The sequence below is a fragment of the Rhodococcus sp. 05-2255-1e genome, assembly GCF_002259025.1.
GTDB lineage: Bacteria > Actinomycetota > Actinomycetes > Mycobacteriales > Mycobacteriaceae > Rhodococcoides > Rhodococcoides fascians.
This window is the reverse complement of record NZ_NOZE01000010.1, coordinates 70,466-89,886: the sequence shown is the minus strand read 5'-3', so window position 1 is coordinate 89,886 and position 19,421 is coordinate 70,466. Positions and strand designations below refer to the sequence as shown.

Sequence of the window (19,421 nt, the reverse complement as noted above, 5' to 3'; positions counted from 1 at the left end):
CGCTCGGTCCGTTCGTCTCGTGTTGCGGCCGTTTCACTCGAATAATCCCTGCTGGACCTCGGCCGATCGCACCGAAATTCCCCCGACTGCGAGGTCCGGCGGTGGGGTGAGACCGAGGTGGTGCCAGGCGGCGGCGGTGGCGACGCGACCGCGCGGCGTGCGGGCGATCATCCCGGCCCGTACCAGGAACGGCTCACACACTTCCTCGACCGTCGAGGGCTCCTCGCCGACGGCGACAGCGAGAGTGGACACTCCCACCGGTCCCCCGCCGAAACTTCGGATCAGCGCGCTGAGGACGGCACGGTCGAGGCGATCCAGTCCGAGCTTGTCCACGTCGTAGACCACGAGCGCGGCCTTGGCGGTGTCCTGGGTGACGGTGCCGTCCCCGCGCACGTCCGCGTAGTCGCGAACTCGGCGCAGCAGTCGGTTCGCGATTCGGGGTGTGCCACGCGAGCGTCCTGCGATCTCGGCGCAGCCGTCACGGTCGATGGGGACACCCAGAATCCCGGCGGATCGCATCAGAATTCGTTCGAGTTCACTCGGCTCGTAGAAATCCATGTGCGCCACGAACCCGAAGCGGTCGCGCAGCGGTCCGGTGAGCGCGCCGGACCGGGTGGTCGCACCGACGAGAGTGAACGGGGCGACCTCCAAGGGAATGGATGTCGCTCCCGGCCCCTTGCCGACGATCACGTCGACACGGAAGTCCTCCATGGCCAGATACAACATTTCCTCGGCCGGCCGGGCGATCCGATGAATCTCGTCGATGAACAGCACGTCCCCTTCGACGAGGTTGCTGAGCATCGCGGCCAGATCGCCCGCACGCTCGAGGGCGGGCCCGGAGGTCAACCGCAGTGACGTGCCGAGTTCCGCGGCGATGATCATCGCCATGCTGGTCTTTCCCAGGCCGGGCGGACCCGACATCAGGATGTGATCGGGGGTGCCGCCGCGCATCTTCGCCCCCGAGAGCACCAGCTGCAGTTGCTCACGCACCCGAGGCTGACCGATGAAATCGGTGAGGTTCTTCGGACGCAGACTGGTCTCGATGTCGAGGTCGTCGGACATGGCCTCCGCACCGACCTGGGATTCCCCGAACTCGTCGTCCTCGGTCACGCCGACCTACCTGGACTTACCGAGGTACGCCAACGCGGCCCGCAGTGCGGTGGACGTCGTGGCCTCGGGCTGCTGTGCGAGTACCGCGTCGGTGGCCTCCTCGGCCTGCTTCGCCGGAAATCCGAGACCGATCAGGGCTTCGACGATCTGATCGCGCATCGAGTTGCCGGCCCCGGAACCGGGCACCGCGGAACTGCCGGCGCGGCCGACAACGGCGTCGACCTTGTCTCGCAGCTCGACCACCATCCTCTCGGCCCCGCGCTTGCCGATACCGGGAACTCTGGTGAGGGCCCCGATGTCGCTGTCCGCCAAAGCTGTTCGCAGGGAGTCGGGTTCGTGTACCGCAAGTGTGGCCATCGCAATTCGTGGCCCGACTCCGGAAACCGTGAGCAGCAGCTCGAACAGCTCACGTGATTCCTTGTCGGGAAACCCGTACAGCGTTTGCGAGTCCTCGCGCACGATCATGGTGGTGAGCAGAGTGGACTCGCTCCCCCGATGCAGCGTCGCCAACGTCGCCGGTGTGGCATTGACGCGATATCCGACACCGGCCGCCTCGAGTACTGCGTGATCGAGAGCGATGTCGATCACCGACCCGCGAATGGATGCGATCACCGTGCGCCCGCCTCCTTCTTGGCCAGTTTCTCGATTTTGCGCGCCACGGCGGCGCGAGCTTTGCGTTCCTCGGCCAGACGCGCGTCGTACTTGCGCTTCTGTTCGGCGGCCATCGCCTCGGCTTTGGCCATCCGGGCGATCATCGGGGCGCGCCAGCAGTGACAGATACCCAGAGCCAACGCATCTGCGGCATCAGCGGGAGTCGGCGCGGTCTGCAGCCCGAGAATGCGCATGACCATGGCGGTGACCTGCGCCTTGTCGGCCGAACCGTTGCCGGTGACGGCTGCCTTCACCTCACTGGGAGTGTGGAAGCAGACGTCGATACCGCGCCGGGCCGCAGCCAGTGCGATGACGCCGCCTGCCTGCGCGGTGCCCATGGCCGTCCGTACGTTGTGCTGAGCGAACACTCGCTCGATCGCCACGACCGACGGCTTGTGTGTATCGAGCCAGTATTCCGCTGCTTCGGATATCCGCAGCAGACGCTGCGCGAGATCCATGTCGGCGGGAGTCCGGACCACATCCACGTCGAGAGCGACGACTGTGCGACCGACGCCTCCCTCGATCAAACTGAGCCCACACCTGGTGAGACCGGGGTCGACACCCATCACCCGCACGCCACCACACCTTCCGCTTACGAACTGTTGTTCGATAGCGTAGCGGAGCGCACCGACGGATCAGGGCTACGACACCCGGTCGATCACCGTGAGCAAAAGGACCGGGTCAGTCCTCGTCGTCCAGTTCGGCCATGACCTCGTCCGACAGGTCGACGTTGGACCAGACGTTCTGCACGTCGTCGCTGTCTTCGAGGGCGTCGATCAGCTTGAAGACCTTGCGCGCTCCGTCCGCGTCCACCGGGACGTTGACCGAAGCCTGGAAGCTCGCCTCCGCGGAGTCGTAGTCGATGCCCGCGTCCTGCAGTGCGGTACGCACTGCGATCAAATCGGTCGGCTCACTGACGATCTCGAACGTGTCGCCGTTGTCGTTCACTTCCTCGGCACCGGCCTCGAGAACCGCCATCAACACGTCGTCCTCGCTCTGTCCGTTCTTCTCGAGCGTCACGACGCCTTTGCGTGAGAAGAGGTAGGACACCGAACCCGGATCGGCCATGTTTCCGCCGTTTCGAGTCATTGCTACTCGAACCTCGCCTGCTGCACGATTGCGGTTGTCGGTGAGGCACTCGATGAGGATGGCGACACCGTTGGGGCCGTAACCCTCGTACATGATGGTCTGCCAGTCGGCTCCGCCCGCTTCTTCGCCGGCTCCGCGCTTGCGCGCACGTTCGATGTTGTCGTTGGGAACCGACGTCTTCTTCGCCTTCTGGATGGCGTCGTAGAGCGTCGGGTTGCCCGTGGGGTCACCACCACCCGTGCGGGCCGCCACCTCGATGTTCTTGATGAGCTTGGCAAACGACTTGCCGCGTCGGGCGTCGATCACCGCCTTCTTGTGCTTGGTGGTGGCCCATTTTGAGTGGCCGCTCATGCGATAGAGCCCCTTCCTGCTCGAATTCGGTGTTGTCGACTTTACTCGCCCGTGTCATCGCTCCGCCCCAACCGGCGATTACGGGTTTCTACGCGCTGCGCACCATGTCCACGAAGAGTCGGTGCACTCGATCGTCTCCGGTGACCTCGGGATGGAAGCTGGTGGCCAGCACTCGGTTCTGCCGCACGGCAACCACGCGGCCCGCAGCTGGCCCGTTCGGGACGGTGGCGAGTACTTCGACGTCCGCACCGACACGCTCGACCCAAGGCGCACGAATGAACACTGCGCGCATCGGTCCGCCCTCGATCTCGGCGAATTCGAGATCGGTCTCGAACGAGTCGACCTGTCGGCCGAAAGCGTTGCGGCGCACGGTGATATCGAGACCGTCGAGGTGTTCCGCGTCGGGCCTGGTGTCGAGAATGTCCGACGCCAACAGGATCATCCCCGCGCACGATCCGTACGCGGGCATACCCTCGGCCAGACGAGCGCGCAGCGGCCCGAGCAGATCGAATACACCGAGCAGAGTGCTCATCGTCGTGGATTCGCCGCCGGGAATGATCAACCCGTCGATTCGGGCGAGTTCGTCCGGCCTCCGCACGGTGATTCCGTGCGCACCGCTCGACTCCAGTGCGGCCAAGTGCTCGCGAACATCGCCCTGCAGTGCGAGTACGCCGATCGTCGGCGGCGTCACTTCAATCCGAAGGGATCGACGTGTGGCTTCGAGGTGTCCCGCTCGAAGCGCATCAGTCCCTCTTGGACGACGGCGGCGACCATACGACCGGAGATGTCGAAGATTCGCCCCTGTGCCAGTGCTCGTCCGAAATCAGCGGACGGCGACGTCTGGTCGTAGAGCAGCCATTCGTCCGCTCGGAACGGCCTGAGGAACCACAGCGCGTGATCGAGGGAGGCCGTCTGCGTGACGGCGTCCGGGTGCGGCACCTTGGCCGATCCGATGAGCGTCATGTCGCTCATGTAGGCGAGCGCGCAGACATGGAACACCTGATCGTCGGGCAGCGTGTCGCGGTACCTGAACCAGACCCGTTGCTGCGCAGCGAAACTGGGATGCTTGACGGTCTGATCGTCGGGAATGAGACGGATGTCCCATTCGGACCACTCCTTGTAGTAGGAGGTGTCGTACTCCGCCAGAGTGGTCGGGTCGGGCAATGATTCCGGTCCGACTACCTCGGGCATGAGGTCCTGATGGGAGATCCCGTCGTCGTCGCCGTGGAACGAGGCGGACATCGTGAAGATGGCCTTGCCGTGCTGAATTCCGGTCACTCGACGGGTGCAGAACGACCGGCCGTCCCGAATGCGATCGACCATGAACACGGCCGGCTCGTTCGGGTTACCCGGCCGAAGAAAGTAGCCGTGCAGCGAATGCACGCGGAACTCGGGTGCCACGGTGCGCACGGCCGCGACGAGCGCCTGGCCGGCAACCTGGCCGCCGAACGTCCGCGGCAGCCGGCTCGGGAACGTGCGTCCCCGATAGATGTCGTTCTCGATTCGTTCCAATTCGAGAATGTCCTCGATGCTGGCCATGGCTGTGTCCACCTTTCTGTGACAACGGCTCAGGCTAACAATGAGTGGACCAGGCAAGATGGTCGGTGTGGGTCAACCGATACCGATATTTCCCGATCTTCTGACCAGGTCGATCGTCGATGCGTGCCCCGCCGAGTCGCGAACGATCGTTGTCGTCGACGGTGCCGACGCCGCGAAGCCGGTCGACTTCGCCTCTCGCACAGCCGAACACGCCCGCTCACAGGGCAGGCGTGCCGACGTCGTCGACCTGCACGATTACGTCCGGCCGGCGTCCATTCGATTCGAGTATTCGCGAACGGACGAATTGAGCTACCGCACTGTGTGGTTCGACTACGATGCCGTGATCCGCGAGGTCATCGCGCCGCTGCGTGCCGGTGGCCGAGGTCACTATCTGCCGCGTCTGTGGGATGAGGCAACCGATCGATCCGCCCGCGCTCGTACCGTCGAGGCCGCGCCGAATCACATAGTCCTGATTGCCGGTCCGATGCTGCTGGGCCGAGGACTGGACGTCGATCTTCGAGTGCAGTTGCGGTTGTCCGAGGGTGCGCTGCGTCGGAGAACCGACACGGCCGACCAATGGACCTGCACGGCACTGCTCGAGTACTACGACTCGATCGACGAGTACGCCGAGCGGCCGGACTTCGCGGTCCGGTGGGACCATCCGGACCGCCCGGCACTGGAACGCAGTCAGTAGCTGCGCAACCGGAAGAGGACGGTCACCAACCGCGCTCGGCGAGACGGTGTGCGACGGGCAGGTCGTCGACGTTGATGCCGACCATCGCCTCGCCGAGTCCACGGGAGACCTTGGCGAGGACATCCGGGTCGTCGAAGAAGGTAGTGGCCTTGACGATTGCCTCGGCACGTTCTTTCGGGTTGCCGGACTTGAAGATTCCCGATCCGACGAACACTCCCTCGGCACCGAGTTGCATCATCATCGCTGCGTCGGCCGGGGTGGCGATACCGCCGGCGGTGAACAACGTGACGGGCAGCTTTCCGGCACGGGCGATTTCGACGACGAGATCGTACGGAGCCTGCAATTCCTTCGCCGCGACGTAGAGCTCGTCTTCGGGAAGTGATGTGAGACGACGAATCTCGTCGCGAATCTTGCGCATGTGGGTCGTCGCGTTCGAGACGTCGCCGGTGCCGGCCTCGCCCTTGGAGCGAATCATGGCTGCGCCCTCGGTGATTCGACGCAGTGCTTCACCCAGGTTGGTGGCACCACACACGAACGGAACGGTGAAATTCCACTTGTCGATGTGATTGGCATAGTCGGCCGGGGTGAGGACCTCGGACTCGTCGATGTAGTCGACACCCAGGCTCTGCAGGATCTGCGCCTCGACGAAGTGCCCGATGCGGGCCTTGGCCATCACCGGAATGCTGACCGAGGAGATGATGCTGTCGATCATGTCCGGATCGCTCATCCGCGACACCCCGCCCTGCGCGCGGATGTCGGCGGGAACGCGCTCGAGCGCCATGACGGCAACGGCACCGGCATCCTCGGCGATCTTCGCCTGGTCTGCGGTGACCACGTCCATGATGACGCCGCCCTTGAGCATCTCGGCCATACCGCGCTTGACGCGAGCGGTGCCGATTCCGTTCTCGTTGGACCCGCCGTCAGCGGATCCAGTGGAAGCAGCGGGCGAATTGGGGGCGTGTGGGGTACTCAAGCCAACTCCTGTGTTCTCGGCAGTCCGGATCTTCGCGCAGAGCCGCGGCCCTGCCCGCGAAGGGGCGGGCCGGCGCGGCGACGCGCCCAGAACTGTAGGCCGCTACCGCGTCGTTTCCCATAACCACTTGAAGATTGCTGGACTGGTCGGAAAGGTCCAGATTGTCAGCGGATGGCCCTGACGTCCGGGTCGCCGCGTCGCGCGAGCGCTACGTTGACCTCGTCGAGAAGTTCGGCCAGATCCTGTGGGTACACGTTTTCGCCGACCGCACTCAGCGCCCGGATGTCTGCCTCGGTACACCAGCGATGCCCGGTGACGGTTCGTCGCTCGAAGTCCGTGAACCCGGCACTCTCGGGATCGAACTCCTGCGTCCGATGCGCGAAGAACAGTTCCTCGGACCGAATCAACGTTCCGTTGAACGGGAAGGTCGCAACTCGACGCCACAGCGGTCCGCGCAGGTCGGACGCGTCGACGGTCAGGCCGGTCTCCTCGTGCACTTCGCGTACCGCTGCCTCGCGAAGGGACTCCCCCTTCTCCACCGCACCTCCGATGGTGAACCAGAAGAACGTCTCGGGCACCGTGGGGTCGTGTCCACGCAGGAGCAGGACACGGCCACGCTCGTCGAGCAACACCACCCGGGCCGAGGTACGCGGCGTGGCCCGATTCTCACTGCCGAACGTTGCCGCGGCCGAGCGCTCCGCGATCTCGAAGTACGACGGCAGGGCCGCGGTGCCGCCGAGATGCAGCCACCGGACCGGTCGGCGGACCCGCAGAGCGAGGGTGTCTCGGACGGCGTCGTTGTGGAAGCGTCGTGCGATCAACACGCGTGCTTCGGCGTCGGCGAGTTCGGCGACCAGTTGTGGTGGCAGCGCAGCCGGTTCGACAACGGCGAGTGCCATGGACACCGCGTTCTCCGCTTCCTCCCGCTGAGACCGGTCGGCGCGTTCGGCTCGATCTGCCAGTGCGGCAAGCTCTTTGCTCGACGACACCGAGCCCCGGGTGGCGGCCGACACGGCTCGCGCGACGACGGCTCGGCGCGCGAGTGCAGCATCGAGGGCCTGCCAGGCGAGGTCGGTGCGAACGTGGAGCCGATCGAGTCGGTTGGCGGTTCCGTAGGCCCACAGCCCGACGACGAGGATCAGAACCGCGATCAGTCCGAGGACCAGGATGGTGACGGCAGACAGTGTCATCAGCTCGCGGCTCGCACTTTCTGTCCGCCGAGGGTGACCGTCTCGTACACGCGCAGGATCTGCTCGGCGACAACAGGCCAGTCGTACGTGGACACGGCCGCCGAGGCGGCGTCGACGAGACGCTCGCGGACGGCGTCGTCGGACAGAATGGAGGTGACGGCTGCCGCGAGGGCCGCGGAATCGTCGATCGGAACCAGCAGGCCACATGCGCCGTCGCGTAGGACCCGACGGAACGCGTCCAGTTCGCTTGCCACCACGGGGGTTCCGGCTGCCATCGCCTCCACCAGAACGATGCCGAAGCTTTCGCCGCCGAGGTTGGGGGCGCAGTACACGTCGGCACTACGCATCGCGGAAGCCTTCGTCGCGTCGTCCACCTGGCCGAGGAAGGTCAGATGCGAGGCCAGCGCGCCTGCTTCCTTGCGAAGCTTGTCCTCGTCGCCCCTGCCGACGATGAGAATTTCGATGTCGGGGTGAGATTCGACGAGGGCCGGTAGCGCGCCCAGCAGCACGGCCATTCCCTTGCGCGGTTCGTCGAAGCGGCCCAGGAACAGCACTGTCCGGCCCGGACGCGGATAGCCGTCGAGCACGTCTGCGTCGGCGAACGCCGGCACGTCGACTCCGTTCGGAATTTCGACCGCATCGGACCCGAGCGCCTCGACCTGCCATCGCCGTGCCAACTCGGACACGGCGATCCGGCCGCTGATCTTCTCGTGATAGGGCCGCAGCACGCCCTGGAACGTGCTGAGCACGAGAGACTTGGTGGTGGATGTGTGGAACGTGGCCACGATCGGGCCGTCCGCGGCCTTGAGTGCCAGCATCGACAGACTCGGCGCATTGGGCTCGTGAATGTGCAGCACGTCGAAGTCGTTCTCCGAGATCCACTTTCGGATCCGTGAGTACGTCACCGGGCCGAATCGCAGCCGGGCGACCGACCCGTTGTACGGAATGGCCAAGGCTTCTCCGGCCGACACCACGAATTCGGGGAGCTCGACGCCGTCCGAGGCGGGAGCCAGCACGCTGACCCGGTGACCGCGTTCGATGAAGACCTCGGCCAGCTGCTGGACGTGGGCCTGTACTCCGCCCGGCACGTCGAACGAGTACGGGCACACCATGCCGATTCTCATGTGCCCTCGATTCGGGCCCGGCGCTCTGCCGACCAGTCGCTCATCCACAGCGGCTGCAGCATGTGCCAATCGGCGGGATGAGCGCGGATACCGGCGGCGAAATGATCCGCAACCGTCTGAGTCGCAGCGGCTACTCCCTGCGAGACGTCCACCGCGGGCGAGATGTCGAATCCCCAACCGTCGCCGTCGAAATAGCCGTGTACCGGGAGCAGCGTGGCACCGGTGTCGATGGCGAGCTTGGCCGCACCCGCCGGCATTCGTGTCGGTTCCCCGAAGAAGGTCACTGGTACTCCGTGCTTGGCCAGGTCTCGTTCGCCGAGCAGGCAGACCACCTTGTTCTGGCGCAGTCTGTCGGACAACGCGAGCAGGGGCGGTTGCTCGCCGCCGCTGAGCGGAAAGATCTCGAATCCCAGGCTCTCGCGATACGCCACGAAGCGTTGGTACAGCGACTCCGGCTTCAGCCTCTCGGCCACGGTCGACAGGCCACCGTGCGTCCGTACCAACCACATTCCGGCCATGTCCCAGTTGCCGCTGTGCGGTAGTGCGAGCACCACTCCCTTGCCAGCACCGAGCGCCGCTTCGAGATGTTCCTTGCCGTACACGCACCGATCGATGACGGCCGCCTGAGCGGCCAGGTCCATGGACGGCAGCCGGAATGCCTCACGCCAGTACCGGGCGTAGGAGCGAACACTGTCTCGGATCAGGTCATCCGGGACCTGCTCGGCCGTGGTCCCCAGCACGCGAGCGAGATTGCGGCGCAGCTGATCCGGGCCGCCGTTACGGGACGAGGCGAAGTCCGCGCCGCGGTCGAACAACCGACGGGCGACACCCTCGGGTAACGACCGGACGAGACGCCACCCCGCGGCGTACCCGGCGTCGGACGCGCGTTCCGACAGATTCATGTCGGCTCCACACCGCCGTCGTCGGAGACCGACGGAGCCGGCGGCACGATGATGTCGCGGGCACCCTCGGATCCGCGGACGGCGAGCACTCGTTGGAACACGGTCACGATGCTCAGCGCGGCAAGAATCCACATTGCGGGATAGATGAGACTGTCCAGCCACGGAATGTCGAAATGTCTTCCGACACCGGTGAGCCCGGCCCCGACCAGAACGATGACGAGGCGGTCGGGTCGTTCGATCCAACCACCGTCCGCGGACAGGCCGCTGGCCTCGGCGCGCGCTTTGGCGTACGAGATGACCTGCGAAGTGACCAGGCAGACGATAGTGGCAACGAGCAATAGCTTGTCGTTCTCGGAATACACGGCCCACCAGGCCAAGCCGCCGAAGATCGCTCCGTCCGCAACGCGGTCGCACGTCGCGTCGAGAACGGCACCGTACTTGGTGCCGCCTCCTCGTGCGCGAGCCATCGCACCGTCGAGCATGTCGAACAGAACGAACAGGGTGATGACGATCGAGCCCCACCACAGGTAGCCGGCAGGGAACATCGTCACCGCAGCGGTCACGGTGACGACCGTGCCGATGATGGTCACCGAGTCCGGAGTCAGGCCGGTGCTGTTGAGCGCTCGGCCCAACGGGGCCGTCAACTTCGAGACCGGCGCACGGCCGAAGATGCTCAGCACGCCGCACGCTCCCCTTGCCGGTGGTTCATTCGTTCCAGGCCGAGGCAAGCAGGGCCCGAGTGTCGCGGAGCAGTTGCGGCATCACCTTGGCACCACCGATCACCGTGATGAAGTTGGCGTCACCACCCCACCGCGGCACGATGTGCTGGTGCAGGTGCTCGGCCAGCGAACCGCCTGCAGCCGCCCCGAGGTTGAGGCCGACATTGAAACCGTGCGGGCTCGACACTCGCTTGATCACGCGAATCATCTTCTGCGTGAACGCCATCAGCTCCGAGCTCTCGGCGGGCGTGAGATCCTCGAGCGCCGCGACACGTCGGTACGGCACGATCATCGTGTGGCCGGGGTTGTACGGGTACAGGTTGAGTACGGCATACACCGATTCGCCGCGCGCGACGACCAGTCCGTCCTCGTCCGTCATCTTCGGGATGTCGGAGAACGGCTCGGTCGACTTCGCCGAACCCTCCGCCGAACCCTGTGGGGCCTCGGCTATGTACGACATCCGATGGGGAGTCCACAATCGCTGCAGCCGATCCGGTTCACCGGCACCGGTGGCAACGATCGACTCGTCGTGTTCTTGCATGTCAGCTCACTCCGGCGGTACTGGTCTGCACGAGTTCGGCGGTCGGTGATGCGTTGTTGCGCGCGGCGATCCACTCGGTGATCACGGTCACGGCCTCCGCCACCGGAACCCCGTTGACCTGAGTGCCGTCCCGGAATCGGAAGCTGACGGCACCTGCTTCGACGTCGCGCTCGCCGGCCAGCAGCATGAACGGGACCTTCTGCGCTGTCTGATTGAAGATCTTCTTCTGCATTCGGTCGTCGCTCGCGTCGACCTCGGCCCTGACTCCGCGCTTCTTCAGTTCCTTCACCACCGCGAAGAGGTGGTCCTGATGCACCTCGGCCACCGGAATTCCGACGACCTGCACGGGCGCCAGCCAGGCCGGGAAAGCACCGGCGTAGTGCTCGGTCAGCACACCGAAGAACCGCTCGATGGATCCGAACAGGGCACGGTGAATCATCACCGGGCGCTCCTTGGTACCACCGGAACCGGTGTACTCGAGCTCGAAACGCTCGGGCAGGTTGAAGTCGAGCTGAATGGTCGACATCTGCCAGGTGCGGCCGAGCGCATCCTTCGCCTGCACCGAGATCTTCGGACCGTAGAACGCGGCACCGCCCGGGTCGGGCACCAGATCGAGACCCGACGCCGCGGCCACCTCGGCGAGGGTGTTGGTGGCCTCTTCCCAGACCTCGTCGCTGCCGACGGACTTCTCCGGATTACGAGTCGACAGTTCGAGGTAGAAGTCGTCGAGTCCGTAGTCCTTGAGCAGCCCGAGAACGAATTCGAGGGTGCTGGTGAGCTCGCCGCGCATCTGTTCGCGAGTGCAGAAGATGTGCGCGTCGTCCTGGGTCATGCCGCGCACTCGGGTCAGACCGTGGATGACGCCGGACTTCTCGTAGCGATAAACCGAGCCGAACTCGAACAAGCGCAGCGGCAGTTCACGGTACGAGCGGCCGCGGGAGCGGAAGATCAGATTGTGCATCGGGCAGTTCATCGGCTTGAGGTAGTAATCCTGGCCGGGCTTGCGCACGTCGCCGTTCTCGTCGAGTTCGGCATCCAGGTGCATCGCCGGGAACATGCCGTCCCGGTACCAATCGAGGTGACCGGAAACCTCGTAGAGATGGCCCTTGGTGATGTGCGGGGTGTTGACGAACTCGTAGCCCTCTTCGATGTGGCGCTGACGTGAGTAGTTCTCGAGTTCGTTGCGGATCACGCCGCCCTTGGGGTGGAACACCGGAAGACCGGAACCCAGTTCGTCGGGAAAGCTGAACAGGTCCAACTCGGAACCGAGCTTGCGGTGATCACGACGTTCGGCTTCGGCGAGCAACTCGAGATGCGCATCGAGCGCCTCCGTGGACTCCCACGCGGTGCCGTAGATGCGTTGCAGATCGGCATTGTCCTGGTTGCCCCGCCAGTACGCAGCCGAGCTGCGGGTGAGCTTGAACGCCGGCACGTACTTGGTGGTGGGGATGTGCGGGCCGCGGCACAGATCGCCCCAGATGCGTTCACCGGTACGGGGATTGAGGTTGTCGTACGCGGTGAGCTCTCCCCCGCCGACTTCCATGACCTCGGGATCGTCGATCCCGGACTTGTCGTCGATCAGTTCGAGTTTGTAGGGCTCGTTCGCCAACTCTTCACGGGCCTGATCCACCGATTCGTATACCCGACGCGAGAACCGCTGCCCGGCCTTGACGATCTGCTTCATCTTCTTCTCCAGCGCAGTCAGATCCTCTGGGGTGAACGGCTGCTTCACGTCGAAGTCGTAGTAGAAGCCGTCCTTGATGAACGGTCCGATGCCCAGCTTGGCATCGGGGAAGAGTTCCTGAACGGCCTGAGCAAGAACGTGCGCAGCCGAATGCCTGATGACGCTTCGCCCGTCCTCGGTGTTCGCCGGCACGGGCTCGACCTCGGTATCGGAGTCGGGAGCCCACGACAGATCACGGAGCTTGCCCTCTGGATCTCGCACGACGACGATCGCGTCGGGACCCTTGTTCGGCAGACCGGTGTCGCGTAGCGCCGTACCTGCGGTCGTTCCTGCCTGCACCGAGATGCGGGCGGGCGAGACGGCGGCGACAACGGGCATGCTCACAGCGATGTACTCCTCGATCGGTTCATCTGGCCAGGAAGGCCTCCGACAGCCTATCGGCAACGGGCCACCGCGCGGCCCTCAGCGCGGCGCGTGCGTCACAAGGGACTGTCGAGCCAGGTCCAGTCGAGGCCGAACCAACCTCCGACCAGCGCGAAAGTGCCCAGAAGCCACAGTGTTGCGAGCACGACGACCGTCGTGAACAACACGCCGAGTCCCTTGACGACGATCGACTGCTTCGAGAACCAGGCCATGAACGCGTCGTACCTCTTGCGGACGAAGCGCAGCGCGCCCTTGGCCCACTCGAACTCCGAGGCCAGGATGCCCAGTCCTGCGAACACGATCAGCCAGCCGGGGCCGGGGTACGGAATGGCCAGCACACCCAACGCCAACACCAGAGCTCCGACGACACCGACAGTGATCCGGTAGGCGAGATCGAGCGACTTGTTCTCGGCGATGCGAGACCGAAACCGTCGATGCTTCTTCGCCAGCTGCTCTGCCGGACCACTCGAGTCCGCTGTGCTGGTCTTGCCGTCCGCCTCGCGGGACGTGGATCCGTCGGTGCTCACCGGGTCAGATTACCGGGACAGAACACGAAAAAGCCCGCACCGACAAGCGGTGCGGGCTTTCTTCGTCTGTGGTCCCGGCTGGGATCGAACCAGCGACCTTCCGCGTGTGAAGCGGACGCTCTTCCACTGAGCCACGGGACCGAACGAGGCAAAACATTAACACGAGGTGTCGCAGTGGATCGAATCGCCTGCTCCGGCTCGTCCATGTCGCATTCGACGCCCGTGTCGAGCGCAGAGCTCGCTCCCCCGGACCCGGTCCGACCCCATCTTTCACACGGTTCACAGCCGCCAGAGACCCGAATTCTGGGGCTGACCACGAGATTTGTGAGTTTCACTCCCGTTGGGTTAATGTTTTCCCCGCACCACGGAGACAGCAACTGCCCAGCAGTGATTGCCTCCGGGGTATGCGGATGTGGCGCAGTGGTAGCGCATCACCTTGCCAAGGTGAGGGTCGCGGGTTCGAATCCCGTCATCCGCTCGAGGGTCTCGACCCATGGTGGAGTGGCCGAGTGGTGAGGCAACGGCCTGCAAAGCCGTGCACACGGGTTCGATTCCCGTCTCCACCTCGCTAGTGCATCGGTTGTGAAGGCCGATGCGAGGACATGCGCGATTAGCTCAGCGGGAGAGCGCTTCCCTGACACGGAAGAGGTCACTGGTTCAATCCCAGTATCGCGCACCACAGTTTGTGCAGGTCAGCCCCGGTTAACACCGGGGCTTTTCTGTTTCTGCACAACATATGCACCACTAGCTGGTGCAAGTCAGGGCGAACGGTAGCCGCACAAAAGCGGCCCCGGTACGGGCTTCCCTCCCGTAACCGAGGCCTGCGGCCCGAACGGAAGACACTCCGTTGAACCGTCCCCACACCATATCCACGCCCACCGACACATCGAGTCGGCAACCTCACCCCGCTCTCACCGCTCTGTTCGCCGCCCTCGTTCTCGTGGGCGGCTACCTCGCGTTGTCGGCCGTCTGCCGACTCATCATCGCGCTGGGCTGGTACGTCTCGTGAACTCGGAATCGACCCGCGCCGCACTGGCCGCTGTGGAGCCGCTGGACCGTACCCAACTCTGGGAGGCGTTGAAGTTCCTCGCCTACGCCGATCCCCTCCTCGTTCTCGACGCAGTTGGGACGGTGCGGTGATGGCCTACTTCGAAACCACGTCGGACGTGGACCTCGGGAACGCGACCGTCAACACCGACCCCGAGAGCAACGGGTTCGTCATTGCCTGGGCCGGTTTAGGCCTGTCCGTTGCGCTCAACCGCACCGAAGCGGAACACCTCTTCGAGGCCTTGGACGACGCGCTGGGAGAAGGCGAATGATGCTCGCACTTCTCGTCGCCGTGCTGGCCGTGTTCGGCCACTCCCCCGCCACAATTCTCTCGGAGATCCCCGACGCGCCCGCCGTTGTGCGGATCTCACTCGGAGACGACAACGCCGACGGCGCGATCGACGAGGACGAATCGGGCTGGAGCTGCACCATCGACGGCAACCGTCGATGTGGACCGCCTCGGTAGCCGAGGCCAGTCCACCTTCTCGTAGACCCTCCGTGCTCCACGTCGCTATCTGCACGAGTCCGACGTAACCCGACCGTGCCCTGTTGAAGTGTCGACAATCCCGATGACCAGGCCTCGGGAGCCGTAGCCCCGTCCGATCACCGAGGCCCCGGTCAACTCTCGGCCGCTCACGCCTTCACGCGTGAGCGGCTACGAGTCGTGGGTGCGAACGGTCGGCGGGACAAACTGGGGCGCTCCACTGGGGCATCAAGACACAGGGCGGAGCTCCGTTCGGTGCAACCCCGCCGCCGTAGGCGTCCGCTAAACGAAGGTCGCCCTCGGCTTGATCGTCTGCTTCTCCGGCGCTGGGTCTTCCAGCTTCACCCACGCCCCCGGGCCCCACACGATCTGCCCCTCCACGCCTTCTTGCTCCACAACCAACGCGCCCGAATTGGCCACCTCGTAGATCCCGGTGTACGTCGTCTCGTGCCGACTGGCAACGGGTGAGTGTGTGACCCGAAACTTCCCGATCCCTGTATTTTTGATAGTCATTCGCTCAGTGTGACACCGGGCACCGACAGTATCGGCTCGCCACCAGGTCTCGGCTACGCCTTGACCACGACGACGTTTTCCTTGTCGAGATACCGAAGGATCCGAGTTCCGTCGACCACGCTCACGGATACGGACTGACGTGTGCCTTCGTTCGCGTCATCCACCGAGACCTCCTCGATGACACCCCACATCTCCTGCCCCGCTGTTTTCAAGTGGCCGTTGTAGGCGATCCAGTCCCCAACATGGTCGACCAATTTGGGTGCCTTCACGCTCAGGTGCAAACTCTTGTCCGCGAAGTTCGGTGTTGTCATGGGTGGGACCGTATCGCAGCGCGCGCGTGGGCGGCCGTGGTTGCATTGTGCCCATGTGGAACGAGCGGGCAATACGCGAGCGGTGCGCCGAGGCCGGAATGACCGTGGACCAAGCAGGCAAGCGGTCGGGCATCGTTGACCTGGAACGCGAACTCACCCACGACCAGATCCCGGTGGTTCTAGACGCCCAGGCTTTGGCCAAGACCCTCGGGTGCCACTCCGATGACTTGATCGGAACCATCCCCGAAAGCGGCCACGAGCAGGCTCTATAACGAAATCGTAACGGCTTAGACGCCATCCGAGGCGACGGGGAGCACGTCGAACTCGGCGGCCTCGGCCGCGGTCATGTCGAACGCGTCGGCCCCGTCTACCGGCGCGACAAGAACGGTCCGCCCGTCATCCTGGGCGGCGATGATCCGGCCCCACTTCTCGGTCTCGTAGCGCACGAGGCCGAGGCGGTACTTCCCGAGGTCACGGCCTCGCACGGTGACGATACGAGCCGGGTCGATGATCGTGTTCGTAGCCATGCTGGCACCGTACCCGAACATGTAATGCCATGGGGCGCAACACCTTTGGGTATCCGAAACCCGTTGAAACACAACGGATCCGAAGCCTGAGACCCCGTGGATTGTTGGCCGTCAAACAAAAAAAGGACACTAACCGATGGAGGAGTGTCCACGGGGGGTGCCTGATAAATCCCCAGGTCATGGCCGTACGACCCGCTGTAGGCGTCGTGGAGTCCCTGGCGCTGGCCCCGGGTAGTCCAGTAGACCCCGGCCACACAGGCGAGTACCCCGCCTCCCCAAGGGATGGGAGTCCGCGAAGGAGACGGGGTACTCGTTGGGCTTCGGTTGCGGGTGGGCACTCAACCCCCGTTCACCGAAGCCTGGTTGGTCATAGAGCCCGCCGCGGCTCCATGACCGGTTCCCCGAGCGTCGTGGCCGACACAGGCAAGGAGTTACCAAACCACAACGCTCGGGAAGACTTGTCAGCGAATCCAGGGGGCCGGTTCGACCACGTCCCCGCCGGCATGGGAGTCGGGGCCGGGGTCCGAGTGACCCAGTTCGTCGTGACCGACCGAAACGATCTTCGGCATCGACGCGAGCACCGTTGCGGCTTCGGGCGACTGCTCGAGCAAGGTTCGCCACTTCGGTGCGTTCGATGGTGCGAGCCGGCCTTCCTTGATTGCCTTCTCGATCTTCGACTCTCGGTCCCGCTTGGCGGCGGCGAGACGAAGGGTCTCACCTTGAGCGGCCGCGGCCTTGAGCTCTTCGTACTTGACGATGTCGATGGGGATCGTGGCCCCGCCTGCCGAGGCGGCCAGAGCCGGGTCCGGTGCCGTGGTCACGAGATCCTGGACGGCCAGTAGGACCGTCTCGGCGTCTGCCCCCTCCTCCAGGCCGAGGGCTTCGATGAGGGCGGTGGTCTGTGCTTCGTCGAACTCCATGATGAATCCCTCCCGCCGCTTACGCGACGACTCCGGTGATGCGCTTGATTGCGAACGGGCGGTCGACCGCGAACGCGGGAACGATGTACGTCTGGACCCACTTGGACCGGGTTGTGCGATCGTCGATGACATCGGTGGTCAGGGGCACCTCGAAACCGACCTGCCCTGCTCGGCCCTTCTCCAGCGCGTACGCCGAGTTGAGGTCGATCCTCGTGGAGGTGACAAGCTCCAGGCCGCTGGACTTGAGCACTTCCTCCAGACGATCCCCGTAGACGACGCGCAGGGCGTGGGCACCGGCGGGCGAGACGATCAACGCGTCGTGACGCACACCGAGACGTTGCATGTCGGCCTTGAGCTGTGCGGCGCTCCAGTCGGCGGTGGGACGCGAACCCGGGACGGTCGGGGTGGCACCGTCGAGAACGGTGTCCGCCCAGATGTGGCCCGCCACGATGTTGTCCGACGCCAGGGCCTCCTCCACGGCGGCGAGCGCGGCTTCGTCCACCCGCTGCTGTACCTCGTTCGCCAACTGGTCGATCTTCAAGTCGACGGCGGAGACGTTGTTGCGGATCCGCTCCTCGTCGAGGATCTGGATTCGGCCGCCCCAGTCCTGCGGCTTGGCCAACTTCGGCTCGATGGGGTCGCCGTCGAGGACCTTGTATTCGCCACCGGGCGCGCGCTTCTCGGCCGGGACGTTGGTGTAGAGATCCGAGGCCTTGGCGACCGAGTAGATGAGGCCACCGCCCTCCACGCGTGCGCCTGCCGTCGAGAAGAAGAATGGGGTTACCAAGCCCTTGTCGGCCTGGGTGGCGACCCGATCACGAAGGGCCGTCGGGTGGTTGAGCATCGCGTCGACGGTGAGGGTTCGGCCATTGAGTTCGGGAGAAAGACTGTTTGCCATGGTTCAATCCTGTTCAGTAGAGGGCGATCTCGGCCACGGCGTTGTTCGCGGCCCCGGTGATGGCGTAGCCGAGGGCGACACCGGATGTCTTGGTCACTGCGACTCCGGCCGCGCCGGCTTCGACTTCGGCCCCTGCTGCGATGGCTCCGCCGGCAGTGACGCGAACGACCCCGCCTCGGAGGACGTTCACGAGCTGGCCGATTGCGGCGTCGTCGGCCGCTACGCCGAACGCTCGACCACCGGCGGCGGCCGGTGCGATGGCGACGTTCCCGCCGACGCGGTTACCCGCGATGGCAACGAACCTCCGGTTCACCACTGCGGTGGTCGGTCGGCCGGTGACGTTCTCACCCGGTGCGTAGACGCGATTCTGTGTGGGCATTAGCTGGTCCCTCCGTTGAGCTGGTCGAGAGCGAATGCCGCCCGACGAGAGCGCCGACGAGACGCGGCGACACTCAGGGCGGCGGCTTGCTGGGGTGTGCGAGAGCGTGGGGTCACCCGTGGCCGTGGGGCCGAGGCCTGGACGAGGTGAACCAGTCGAGTCGGTGCCGACGCCGCTACGCCGCCCGAGTAGAGGCGTTCGACATCGGAGAGGCTTCGGATCGTGGGGATGCCCGGGCCGGTCACACCTAGGAGCGCGACGGCCGTCAACTGCATCGTGCCGTCCTTGAACTCAACGGCCTCAACCGATCTCGATGGATACGCCGATGCCATCACGCCCGCCAGCCACGCCGGGACCCCGACGTAGTCACCGACGAGCGTCTGCCCGTTGTCGGCCAATCGCAGGTTGTCGACGTAGCCGACCGACGGCGATCCGCTGAATCTTGGGTCGTCGTGTCCCAGCCTCAACGGCGGTTTGCGGTGCCCGCCGGTCTTGAAGGTCTGGACGGCCGAGGCCAACAACTGGGGCGTGACCTTCCACGTCCCGGTGGAGATCTCCCAGGTGCCGACCTTCGCCAACTCCACGCCTCGGATCGTGCGCAGGTCGGGCCTAGGCACGGTGCGCTCCGGTGATGGCCTTACCGAGTTCTCGAAGCTGCGAACTCGTCCAGGTCTCGTCGTCGGAACAGCCATCGACCGCCGGCCTTGGTTGCAGAGAGTCGGCCACGTCTTCGTAGATCCCGTACTCCGTTGCCGGTAATGCCGAGAACTCGTGCGGCGTCGGCACTGTCGAGAAGCTCATCTCCGCAGTGAATCACAGGATTGG

28 protein-coding genes and 4 tRNA genes are annotated in these 19,421 nt (G+C 65.0%); 9 read left to right on the top strand and 23 right to left on the bottom strand.

Annotated features, from left to right (window positions below):
* Positions 1 to 33 precede the first annotated feature (33 nt).
* From ruvB to CH262_RS08455, 6 genes are all read right to left on the bottom strand, one after another.
* Positions 34 to 1,062, bottom strand: a complete 1,029-nt coding sequence (gene ruvB, locus CH262_RS08480; protein ID WP_045841916.1) for a Holliday junction branch migration DNA helicase RuvB — start codon at positions 1,060 to 1,062, stop codon at positions 34 to 36.
* 54 nt (positions 1,063 to 1,116) lie between these two features.
* On the bottom strand, positions 1,117 to 1,722 hold the full coding sequence (ruvA, locus tag CH262_RS08475) for a Holliday junction branch migration protein RuvA (protein ID WP_027496945.1): 606 nt from the start codon (positions 1,720 to 1,722) through the stop codon (positions 1,117 to 1,119).
* Positions 1,719 to 2,336 carry a crossover junction endodeoxyribonuclease RuvC gene (gene ruvC / locus CH262_RS08470; RefSeq protein WP_032370470.1) on the bottom strand — a complete coding sequence of 206 codons (618 nt, stop codon included), beginning with the start codon at positions 2,334 to 2,336 and terminating at the stop codon, positions 1,719 to 1,721. Before ruvC ends, ruvA begins: the two co-directional genes overlap by 4 nt.
* Before the next feature lie 106 nt (positions 2,337 to 2,442).
* Positions 2,443 to 3,201 (bottom strand): YebC/PmpR family DNA-binding transcriptional regulator, encoded by a 759-nt coding sequence (locus CH262_RS08465; protein WP_027496944.1) that lies wholly within the window; start codon positions 3,199 to 3,201, stop codon positions 2,443 to 2,445.
* Between the two features lie 88 nt (positions 3,202 to 3,289).
* Positions 3,290 to 3,892, bottom strand: coding sequence for a pyridoxal 5'-phosphate synthase glutaminase subunit PdxT (pdxT, locus tag CH262_RS08460; protein WP_027496943.1), 603 nt, complete (start codon positions 3,890 to 3,892; stop codon positions 3,290 to 3,292).
* Positions 3,889 to 4,740, bottom strand: a complete 852-nt coding sequence (locus tag CH262_RS08455; RefSeq protein WP_027496942.1) for an acyl-CoA thioesterase — start codon at positions 4,738 to 4,740, stop codon at positions 3,889 to 3,891. Before CH262_RS08455 ends, pdxT begins: the two co-directional genes overlap by 4 nt.
* 40 nt (positions 4,741 to 4,780) lie before the next feature.
* Between CH262_RS08455 and CH262_RS08450 the strand changes: the two genes are divergently transcribed.
* Positions 4,781 to 5,434 carry a hypothetical protein gene (locus CH262_RS08450; protein ID WP_256988745.1) on the top strand — a complete coding sequence of 218 codons (654 nt, stop codon included), beginning with the start codon at positions 4,781 to 4,783 and terminating at the stop codon, positions 5,432 to 5,434.
* Between the two features lie 22 nt (positions 5,435 to 5,456).
* On the opposite strand, the gene pdxS is transcribed toward CH262_RS08450, so the two are convergent.
* From pdxS to CH262_RS08405, 9 genes are all read right to left on the bottom strand, one after another.
* Positions 5,457 to 6,332 carry a pyridoxal 5'-phosphate synthase lyase subunit PdxS gene (gene pdxS / locus CH262_RS08445; protein ID WP_094652899.1) on the bottom strand — a complete coding sequence of 292 codons (876 nt, stop codon included), beginning with the start codon at positions 6,330 to 6,332 and terminating at the stop codon, positions 5,457 to 5,459.
* 239 nt (positions 6,333 to 6,571) lie between these two features.
* On the bottom strand, positions 6,572 to 7,597 hold the full coding sequence (locus tag CH262_RS08440) for an NUDIX hydrolase (protein ID WP_094717439.1): 1,026 nt from the start codon (positions 7,595 to 7,597) through the stop codon (positions 6,572 to 6,574).
* Complete coding sequence (locus CH262_RS08435; RefSeq protein ID WP_027496938.1) at positions 7,597 to 8,721, bottom strand: glycosyltransferase family 4 protein; 1,125 nt, start codon at positions 8,719 to 8,721, stop codon at positions 7,597 to 7,599. The genes CH262_RS08440 and CH262_RS08435 overlap by 1 nt, the downstream gene beginning before the upstream one ends.
* Positions 8,718 to 9,623, bottom strand: a complete 906-nt coding sequence (locus tag CH262_RS08430) for a phosphatidylinositol mannoside acyltransferase (RefSeq protein WP_032370467.1) — start codon at positions 9,621 to 9,623, stop codon at positions 8,718 to 8,720. The genes CH262_RS08435 and CH262_RS08430 overlap by 4 nt, the downstream gene beginning before the upstream one ends.
* Positions 9,620 to 10,303 (bottom strand): phosphatidylinositol phosphate synthase, encoded by a 684-nt coding sequence (gene pgsA, locus CH262_RS08425; protein ID WP_094717438.1) that lies wholly within the window; start codon positions 10,301 to 10,303, stop codon positions 9,620 to 9,622. The genes CH262_RS08430 and pgsA overlap by 4 nt, the downstream gene beginning before the upstream one ends.
* Before the next feature lie 25 nt (positions 10,304 to 10,328).
* Positions 10,329 to 10,883, bottom strand: coding sequence for an HIT family protein (locus CH262_RS08420; RefSeq protein WP_094717437.1), 555 nt, complete (start codon positions 10,881 to 10,883; stop codon positions 10,329 to 10,331).
* A 1-nt stretch (position 10,884) separates the two neighbouring features.
* On the bottom strand, positions 10,885 to 12,945 hold the full coding sequence (gene thrS, locus CH262_RS08415) for a threonine--tRNA ligase (RefSeq protein ID WP_032388436.1): 2,061 nt from the start codon (positions 12,943 to 12,945) through the stop codon (positions 10,885 to 10,887).
* Between the two features lie 101 nt (positions 12,946 to 13,046).
* A complete protein-coding gene (locus tag CH262_RS08410) occupies positions 13,047 to 13,439 on the bottom strand; it encodes a TIGR02611 family protein (RefSeq protein ID WP_094717529.1) in 393 nt (130 codons plus the stop codon).
* A gap of 147 nt (positions 13,440 to 13,586) precedes the next feature.
* Positions 13,587 to 13,658: transfer RNA gene (locus CH262_RS08405), tRNA-Val, on the bottom strand.
* Between the two features lie 265 nt (positions 13,659 to 13,923).
* Between CH262_RS08405 and CH262_RS08400 the strand changes: the two genes are divergently transcribed.
* From CH262_RS08400 to CH262_RS08380, 7 genes are all read left to right on the top strand, one after another.
* Positions 13,924 to 13,995: transfer RNA gene (locus CH262_RS08400), tRNA-Gly, on the top strand.
* A gap of 17 nt (positions 13,996 to 14,012) precedes the next feature.
* Positions 14,013 to 14,083, top strand: a tRNA-Cys gene (locus CH262_RS08395).
* Between the two features lie 38 nt (positions 14,084 to 14,121).
* Positions 14,122 to 14,196: transfer RNA gene (locus CH262_RS08390), tRNA-Val, on the top strand.
* A 168-nt stretch (positions 14,197 to 14,364) separates the two neighbouring features.
* Entirely contained in the window at positions 14,365 to 14,526 is a 162-nt protein-coding gene (locus CH262_RS27520; RefSeq protein ID WP_179274952.1) for a hypothetical protein, read from the top strand.
* The gene (locus CH262_RS28110) at positions 14,523 to 14,657 is read left to right on the top strand and encodes a hypothetical protein (protein WP_256988744.1); all 135 of its coding nucleotides are present in this window, start codon (positions 14,523 to 14,525) and stop codon (positions 14,655 to 14,657) included. Before CH262_RS27520 ends, CH262_RS28110 begins: the two co-directional genes overlap by 4 nt.
* Positions 14,657 to 14,836 (top strand): hypothetical protein, encoded by a 180-nt coding sequence (locus tag CH262_RS08385; RefSeq protein ID WP_094717436.1) that lies wholly within the window; start codon positions 14,657 to 14,659, stop codon positions 14,834 to 14,836. The genes CH262_RS28110 and CH262_RS08385 overlap by 1 nt, the downstream gene beginning before the upstream one ends.
* Entirely contained in the window at positions 14,833 to 15,030 is a 198-nt protein-coding gene (locus CH262_RS08380) for a hypothetical protein (RefSeq protein ID WP_094717435.1), read from the top strand. The genes CH262_RS08385 and CH262_RS08380 overlap by 4 nt, the downstream gene beginning before the upstream one ends.
* A 300-nt stretch (positions 15,031 to 15,330) precedes the next feature.
* Here the strand turns inward: CH262_RS08380 and CH262_RS08375 are convergent, their stop codons facing one another.
* Entirely contained in the window at positions 15,331 to 15,561 is a 231-nt protein-coding gene (locus tag CH262_RS08375; RefSeq protein ID WP_094717434.1) for a hypothetical protein, read from the bottom strand.
* 53 nt (positions 15,562 to 15,614) lie between these two features.
* Complete coding sequence (locus tag CH262_RS08370) at positions 15,615 to 15,872, bottom strand: hypothetical protein (RefSeq protein ID WP_094717433.1); 258 nt, start codon at positions 15,870 to 15,872, stop codon at positions 15,615 to 15,617.
* A gap of 53 nt (positions 15,873 to 15,925) precedes the next feature.
* Between CH262_RS08370 and CH262_RS08365 the strand changes: the two genes are divergently transcribed.
* Positions 15,926 to 16,144 carry a hypothetical protein gene (locus CH262_RS08365; RefSeq protein WP_143547088.1) on the top strand — a complete coding sequence of 73 codons (219 nt, stop codon included), beginning with the start codon at positions 15,926 to 15,928 and terminating at the stop codon, positions 16,142 to 16,144.
* Positions 16,145 to 16,159: 15 nt separating this feature from the next.
* Here CH262_RS08365 and CH262_RS08360 read toward each other — a convergent pair whose 3' ends face one another.
* The 6 genes from CH262_RS08360 to CH262_RS28105 form a co-directional block, all read right to left on the bottom strand.
* Positions 16,160 to 16,399, bottom strand: a complete 240-nt coding sequence (locus tag CH262_RS08360) for a hypothetical protein (protein WP_143547087.1) — start codon at positions 16,397 to 16,399, stop codon at positions 16,160 to 16,162.
* Between the two features lie 461 nt (positions 16,400 to 16,860).
* Positions 16,861 to 17,319, bottom strand: a complete 459-nt coding sequence (locus tag CH262_RS08355; protein WP_179274951.1) for a phage protease — start codon at positions 17,317 to 17,319, stop codon at positions 16,861 to 16,863.
* Between the two features lie 19 nt (positions 17,320 to 17,338).
* Positions 17,339 to 18,217: a major capsid protein gene (locus CH262_RS08350; RefSeq protein WP_094717429.1), complete on the bottom strand. Its 879-nt coding sequence runs from the start codon at positions 18,215 to 18,217 to the stop codon at positions 17,339 to 17,341.
* A 13-nt stretch (positions 18,218 to 18,230) separates the two neighbouring features.
* Entirely contained in the window at positions 18,231 to 18,596 is a 366-nt protein-coding gene (locus tag CH262_RS08345) for a capsid cement protein (RefSeq protein WP_094717428.1), read from the bottom strand.
* On the bottom strand, positions 18,596 to 19,213 hold the full coding sequence (locus CH262_RS08340; RefSeq protein ID WP_143547086.1) for a hypothetical protein: 618 nt from the start codon (positions 19,211 to 19,213) through the stop codon (positions 18,596 to 18,598). The genes CH262_RS08345 and CH262_RS08340 overlap by 1 nt, the downstream gene beginning before the upstream one ends.
* A 20-nt stretch (positions 19,214 to 19,233) precedes the next feature.
* Positions 19,234 to 19,413 carry a helix-turn-helix domain-containing protein gene (locus tag CH262_RS28105; protein ID WP_373453774.1) on the bottom strand — a complete coding sequence of 60 codons (180 nt, stop codon included), beginning with the start codon at positions 19,411 to 19,413 and terminating at the stop codon, positions 19,234 to 19,236.
* Positions 19,414 to 19,421 lie beyond the last annotated feature (8 nt).